Source organism: Bacteroidales bacterium (assembly GCA_012517825.1).
GTDB lineage: Bacteria > Bacteroidota > Bacteroidia > Bacteroidales > JAAYUG01 > JAAYUG01.
Map to the genome: position 1 here is coordinate 1 of JAAYUG010000107.1, position 7,367 is coordinate 7,367.

7 protein-coding genes are annotated in these 7,367 nt (G+C 45.9%); 5 read left to right on the forward strand and 2 right to left on the reverse strand.

What is annotated here, in order from left to right:
- From GX419_07140 to GX419_07160, 5 genes are all read left to right on the forward strand, one after another.
- Positions 1-340 (forward strand): aminotransferase class V-fold PLP-dependent enzyme (locus GX419_07140; GenBank protein ID NLI24461.1); only part of this gene is annotated, 340 nt, incomplete at its 5' end.
- 130 nt (positions 341-470) lie between these two features.
- Positions 471-1,391, forward strand: coding sequence for a 3-phosphoglycerate dehydrogenase (locus tag GX419_07145; protein ID NLI24462.1), 921 nt, complete (start codon positions 471-473; stop codon positions 1,389-1,391).
- Positions 1,392-1,407: 16 nt separating this feature from the next.
- Positions 1,408-2,655: a DUF1015 domain-containing protein gene (locus GX419_07150; GenBank protein NLI24463.1), complete on the forward strand. Its 1,248-nt coding sequence runs from the start codon at positions 1,408-1,410 to the stop codon at positions 2,653-2,655.
- A gap of 8 nt (positions 2,656-2,663) precedes the next feature.
- Entirely contained in the window at positions 2,664-3,329 is a 666-nt protein-coding gene (locus tag GX419_07155) for a YggS family pyridoxal phosphate-dependent enzyme (protein ID NLI24464.1), read from the forward strand.
- 45 nt (positions 3,330-3,374) lie between these two features.
- Positions 3,375-4,352 (forward strand): dihydroorotate dehydrogenase-like protein, encoded by a 978-nt coding sequence (locus GX419_07160; GenBank protein ID NLI24465.1) that lies wholly within the window; start codon positions 3,375-3,377, stop codon positions 4,350-4,352.
- 29 nt (positions 4,353-4,381) lie between these two features.
- Here the strand turns inward: GX419_07160 and GX419_07165 are convergent, their stop codons facing one another.
- Positions 4,382-5,593, reverse strand: coding sequence for a tetratricopeptide repeat protein (locus GX419_07165; protein ID NLI24466.1), 1,212 nt, complete (start codon positions 5,591-5,593; stop codon positions 4,382-4,384).
- Between the two features lie 7 nt (positions 5,594-5,600).
- Positions 5,601-7,367, reverse strand: a 1,767-nt coding sequence (locus tag GX419_07170; GenBank protein ID NLI24467.1) for a gliding motility-associated C-terminal domain-containing protein, incomplete at its 5' end; no start/stop codon positions are given.

The window sequence follows — 7,367 nt, forward strand, 5'->3', positions numbered from 1 at the left end:
ATGGCTGAAGAAACAGGGTGGTGTTCAGGCGATGCAGAAAAGGAACCAGGAAAAAGCCTCTTTGTTATACGAAGAGATTGAACGGAACCGTTTGTTTAAACCTACCGTGCCGAAGAAGGAAGATCGTTCCATAATGAACGTTTGCTGGGTGATGGAAGAACAATACAAGGATCTTGAACAGGAGTTTCTCAGTTTTGCCCAGTCACGTGGTATGGTTGGTATTAAGGGCCACCGTTCTGTAGGTGGATTCAGAGCTTCACTTTACAATGCCCTTCCGGTTGAAAGTGTGAAGGCTTTGATTGATACCATGCAGGAATTCGAAAAAATGAAAGCTAAATAATTTCTGCATTGCTTTTTACCCGGTCCTTGACCTAATGGAATCCAGTTTATGCAGGAGTATGTCTGCCGGTCAGGAATTCCGGCAGGCAAACTTTCTGTACCTATCGAATAACTTTTAACCCCCTGTTATTATGAAAAAGATTCTTCTGGCAACCGAAAAACCTTTTGCCCCGGTGGCCGTGGAAGGCATCAGGGAAATATTCAGCAACGCCGGTTATGAACTGGTTCTGCTCGAAAAATATCCCTCAAAGGATGCATTTATCCAGGCGGTTACCGATGTTGACGGCCTCATTGTCCGCAGTGATCAGGTAGATGCAGATGTTGTTGCAGCGGCTCAGAAGCTTAAGATTGTTGTGCGCGCAGGAGCAGGGTACGATAATATTGATCTGAAGGCATGTTCTGCCCGTAATATCGTGGTAATGAACACACCGGGACAGAATGCCAATGCCGTTGCCGAACTGGTAATGGGAATCATGGTTTATCTTGCCCGAAACGGTTTTAATGGTACGTCCGGCATCGAACTCCGGGGAAAGAAGCTGGGCATTCATGGCTATGGCCATGTGGGGAGGATTGTCGGCATGATAGGCAAAGGCTTCGGAATGAAAGTCTTTGCACACGATCCTTTTGTTGACCCTGTTATGATCGCCAATGACGGTGTACAGCATGAATCCGATGTTCATGACCTGTACCGGAAATGCCAGTTTATATCCCTGCATCTGCCGCTTACTGAGAAAACCCGCGAATCCGTCACGTCCGAATTCCTGCTTCTGATGCCTGAAGGTGCCATGCTGATCAATACAGCCCGTAAAGAAATTGTGCATGAACCTTCTTTGCTGGAGATGTTTGAAAAAAGGCCGGATTTCAGATACGGGTCGGACATTATTCCTGATGTTGCGGAAACAATATCCAGGAACTTCCCCGGTCGTTATTTCTTTACCCCCAAAAAAATGGGCGCACAGACTTTTGAAGCCAATGTGAATGCTGGCCTGGCTGCTGCCCGTCAAATCGTTGCATTCTTTGAAAAAGGAGATAGTACGTACAAGGTTAACTGAATAATTCAAACTGTTTATGGCAATAATCAAGCCTTTCAAAGGAATAAGGCCGGTAAGGGATAAGGCCTATCTGGTAGCGTCGCGGCCTTATGATGTACTGAACAAGGATGAAGCAAGGGAAGAAGCGAAAGGGAATCCTTATTCCTTTCTGCACGTAATTAAACCGGAAATTGATCTTCCGGACAATGTGCATGAATATGATCCTGCGGTGTACCGCAAGGGGAAGGAATACTTTGTTCAGTTGGTTCATCAGGGAGTCTTCTTTCAGGATGCGGAGGAACTTCTTTATATTTATGCCCAGACGATGGAAGGAAGAACGCAGTACGGGCTTGTTGCCTGTGCTGCTGTCAGTGATTATCTCAATGGCATAGTGCGCCGACACGAGCTGACAAGGCCCGATAAGGAAGAAGACCGGAAGAACCATATAAGGGTAAGCAAACTGCATTACGAACCTGTTTTCTTTGCCTATCACCCTGTGCCTGAAATTGATGAAATTGTTGCCAGGATTGTCAAGGATGAACCGGAGTATGATTTTACTGCACCCGACGGATTTGGTCATCATTTCTGGATTGTAAAAGATCCGTCTGATATCAAAAGGCTGGTACAGCTTTTCAGGGAGAAAGTACCTTTTACCTATGTTGCTGACGGACACCACCGTACAGCTGCTGCCGCCCTGGTAGGGGAAGAAATGAAAAAGAACAATCCTGCCCATACGGGGAATGAAGAATACAATTATTTTCTGGCGGTTCATTTCCCTGCCAGCCAGTTGTCCATCATTGATTACAACAGAGTGGTAAAGGATCTGAACGGATTAAGCCCGGACGAGTTTCTGAAAAAAATTGAAGAGTATTTTGTGGTTAACCGCAAAGGATCAGGGATTTACAAACCTGTTTGCCCGCACACATTCAGCATGTACCTTGGGGGGGAATGGTACGAACTCATTGCAAAGGAGGGCACGTATCGCGACGATGACCCAATTGCCTGCCTCGATGTAACAGTTCTTTCAGAATATGTACTGAAGCGGATCCTGGGAATTGAAGATCTTCGGAAATCAAAAAGGATTGATTTTGTAGGAGGTATCCGCGGATTGGCTGAACTTCAGCGGCGTGTCGACAGCGGAGAGATGGCTGTGGCTTTTGCCTTGTATCCCGTTTCAATGAAACAACTGATGGACATCGCTGACACAGGGAATATCATGCCGCCCAAAACCACCTGGTTCGAACCGAAACTGCGCAGCGGGCTGGTTATTCACAGCCTTGAATAATTGCTTCCATGGACAAGGAACAATTTCTTTCGGTTAAAAAGAGTTTGCCGCCTCATGTAAAACTTGTGGCCGTTACCAAAACACATCCCCCCGAAACGGTCATGGAGGCTTACCGTCTTGGCCACAAAATTTTTGGCGAAAACAAAGTTCAGGAACTTTTGGCCAAACAGCAGGTACTTCCGGAAGATATTGAATGGCACCTTATCGGACATCTGCAAACCAACAAGGTAAAGTACATTGTTCCTTTCGTCAGCATGATTCAATCGGTCGACAGCCTGAAGCTGTTAAAGGTTATCAATTCCGAAGCGTCCAAAACAGGAAGGGTCATCAATTGCCTGCTGGAATTTCACATTGCCGGGGAAGAAACAAAATTCGGATTAGACCTGGACGAGGCACGGAAGATCCTGGAGTCGGAAGATTACAAAACCATGAAGAACATCAGGATATGCGGAGTGATGGGTATGGCAAGTTTTACACCCGACCGTGACCAGATAAGGAAGGAATTCAGAAACCTGGCAGAAATATTCCGGACCCTTCGTGCCGATTATTTTGTTGATTCAGAGTGGTTTCGCGAAATATCGATGGGAATGTCGGGCGACTATGACATAGCCATTGAGGAAGGCGCTACCATTGTCAGATTAGGGACCATTCTTTTCGGCGAAAGGATGAAGTGAATCACGAGAAACTATTATTTTTACAATGTAAAAACTTTAAATAAAATGGCTGATTTGCATTCTGTTTATCTGGGGCTCAGGCTACGTAATCCATTGATTATAAGTTCGTCAGGTCTTACTGATCAGGTGTCTAAGATCAAAAAGCTGGAAGAATGCGGTGCTGGTGCAGTCGTTCTCAAATCGCTTTTTGAAGAACAAATCCTCCACGAAGCGGGGAAGATGATGGATCAGGCTGATTATCCCGGAGCAGAAGACTATCTGAAGGTATATGCACGCAACCATTCTGTTTCTGAATATCTAAAACTGATTGAGGATGCGAAAAAAGAAACGCAGATACCGATAATTGCCAGCATCAATTGTGTTTCGACAAGTGAATGGATAGATTTTGCAAAGAACATTGAGCAGGCAGGGGCCGATGCTCTCGAATTGAATATCTTTTATCTGCCGCTGAACACGGGGAAGAGCAGTGCCGACTATGAAGCCATTTACCTCGATCTGGCTTCACGGGTAAAGGAAACGATTACCATTCCCCTGGCTGTCAAGCTGGGTCAGCATTTTACCCATCCTGCCGGCATGGTTGAAAAGCTTTACCACCGGGGTATTAAAGGCGTTGTTCTGTTCAACCGTTTCTACGAGCCCGATATTGATCTGGAGCACATGCATTTCAAGGCTGCCGACGTATTCAGTACGCCTTCAGAGCTGAGCCATACCCTCAGATGGGTTGGGATTGTCAGCAGTCTGGTGGAGAAAATTGATGTAGCTGCTTCAACCGGGGTACATAATTCAGAAGGGGTATTGAAGATGATTCTGGCCGGAGCCAGGGCTGTGATGATGTGTTCAGCCATTTATAAGAACGGTCCCGAATATATCAGAAAGGTAGTCAGCGAAGTGAATCAATGGCTGGATAAGAACAACATAAAACGTATTGAGGAATTGAGGGGCAGATTGAGTTATGCCCGACTGGAAAATCCGGCTGCATATGAAAGAGCCCAGTTTATGAAGTATTTTTCAGCCCTGCACTGAGTCTTTCCAACTGTTACAAAAAAAGATACCTATTCAGTACACAACTGAATGGATTGCTTGTAAGCTTCCTTGTTGCCGAGGGCAGCAGCTTTTTTCAGATCGTTACAGGCTCCTTCCGGGTCACCGTCGTACATTCGTGCTATACCTTTCTGGTACCACACGTCTGCATTTCCGGGATTAAGATCGAGTGCCTGTGCGAAATCATAGATAGCATTCCTGTAATTTCTCATTTCAAGGAGGCAGAGGCCCCTCTGGTAAAAAAACTCAGGAACAGAATGGTCCATGGTTATGCTGAGGTCAAGTGCTTTGACGGCATCTGCATACTTGTGCATGGTATACAGAATATAACCATGGGTGTAGTGGGCACGGGGGTCTTTTGGAAAGAGCGACAAATACAGGGTAATGTCGTCAAGGGAGCTGCTGAATTTTTCTGCTCCGGCCAGCGCCCTGGCTCTTTCCTGGTACACTTCGAGTCGTGAAGGATCCAGCTTCAGCACTCTGCTGAAATCTTCAGCCGCTTTTGTGAACTTTCCGTCTTCAAGCAACAGCTTTCCACGTTGCCAGAAATATTCAGGCTGTCTTTTGTTGAGGTCAATGGCCTGGTTCAGATCTTTCAGGGCATTGTTTCTGTTTCCGAGCAGAAGATAGGCTTTGGCCCTCAAATAGTACCATTCATGCTTTTTGGGATTGCGGGTAAGCCATTCCGAAAGCTGGGCAACGGCTTCCACTGCCTTGCCGCTCTCAATCAGGTAGGAAGCTTCCGCCGTGTTCTGTTCTGCTTTGGTATACCATTCATTTTTCCAAACTTCGTTCCATTCCTTTGTGCTTTCGATTGGCCGGAAAGCCTTGTCAAGCCTGATAAAGGCTTCAGGTAACCGGCCGGATGACTGCAGGTGTTTTCTCAGCCAGTCGACCGATTCTGCAGGCCGGTTCATAAGAGCATAGCAGCGCGCAATTTCATAGCTCGCCACACCATTTTTTCTCTTCTCAGCAGTAAGAAAATCAAGAAGTGCACTGTCATTTTTCCCTGACAAAAGAAAAACCTGACCTCTTCTTAAATAATAGTCGTAGCTGGTTGAATCTTTGAGAATGAGTTTTGTAAAGTATGCTGCCGATTCAGAATAATTCCCCTGGCGGGCAGCAGCTACCCCTTTCATCCATAGCAACTGCTGTGGTTCCTGTGCATGCGCACAGGCAAAAAGAACTGAAATGGCCAAAACAACGGCAAGCCTGTTCATCACAAAGCGACTATTTATCCTGGGGTTTTGTATTCTTTTCATTGCTGTAAACATGAATAAATCCTACCAGGTTCCGGACTTCCAGACCGGTAAGACGGGGCTCATAGACATCACATACATAATAGTAAACGCCCGAAGGAACTATTTTCCCTCTTTGTTTACTGCGACCGTCCCATTTAATATCAGGATCAGAAGTCTGAAACACCAGCGTACCCCAACGGTTATAGATTTTCATATCCACTTTCTGAACATAATGGTTTTTGTTTCTGGCAATGTAAATGTCATTGATGCCATCACCGTTGGGTGTAAATACGTTGGGAAGTTCATAAAAACTGCAGGCATCAACACATACAAGGACAGACCGTCTGCTTTCATTTCCGAATGAATCAACGGCAGTTATCTGATAACATCCGGCTAAGTTCCCGTCGGGATAATGCCTGTAGGTGGTATCCTGAGCGGAGGAAACGGCAGTGAGAAATTCAGGATTGTTGCCAAAAACAGGCGAATAGTATATTTTATAAGAAACAACATCATCGGCACAGAAATGATTGGGATTGGTCCATTGCAGAAAATTGTAGGCACTGTCGCATACATTGGTTACATTGAGGTCGGGAGGGCAGGGAGCAATACTGTCAACCGGCGTTGCACAGTTCTTGTGTGAAAAATTGACGGTACTAGCCTGCCTGTTTTCAATATCCCGGTAGCCGATGCTTTTTATCCTGTAACAGTATTCTTTCCCATTGGTAAGTCCGGTATCAACGAACCGGTTAGTACTGCTGATTCCTATTGAATCATAGGTGCCGGAATTCTGATTGAACCGGTAAAATACATACGCTGTGTTGATCCAGGGAACATTTCGTATGGCGTTAATTTCTATTTTGTTATCAGTGCCTTTCAGCTGGGGGTAAAGGGTGGAGGCCACTTCGGGTGTTCCTATGAGGTAGTTGTTGCCGGGAACATTGTTGTACAATTCCACTTTGTAGGAATACGGGAAATGAATAGTGTTTAAAGGCTGATCGATATAAGTGGTGTCGTCCAGAGTGGCGGTAAAAATGCTGTCAATGGGTTGGAACGATGAACCCCAAAGATCAGGCGAGCGGTATATCATCAGTTTGTAAGGACCTGTTCCGGTAAGTGAATCAGGGTTGGGTTTCAGCCATGCCAGGAAAACCGAACCTGCAGCAGGATCAATGTTTGTGACGCTGGCGTTGATCAGGGCAGGAAGGCCCGGTACCAGCGATGCACATACCTCATCGGACGCTACACTGTATGAATCATTGAATACCGCAACAATCCGGTAACAATACTGGATTCCCTTAATGAGTTCACTGGCTGATCCGTCATCAATAAACAGTGTATCGTTTCCTGAGGCTGTGTGTCCGATTTTACGGAAACTGCTATAGGAGGGAATACCGGTTTCGCAGCTGTCGGGCGTAAAACCCGAGGGGCCGTTTGAACGGTAAATTTCAAAAAACTTCACATTACTGCACGGATACTTGTCCCATGTAAGGCGGATGGCATTGGCTGATGCATGTGCCGATAATGCCTGCGGAGGAGGGCCAATTACCCGGATATTAAATACGTCAAAGTCATTTAACTGCAACTGTTTATTCAGATCAGTGGCTTTAATGGTAATAAGGTAGGGCCTCTGACGTACGTGGGTACAATTGGTAAGCCATTGGAAGTGGTAGGTAGAATAACCTGTGTCAGCCGCAATGGAATCAAAAGTTGCCCTGCCTGTTGGCATTTCAAAAGGGCCTCCTGAAGCTCTGACAAA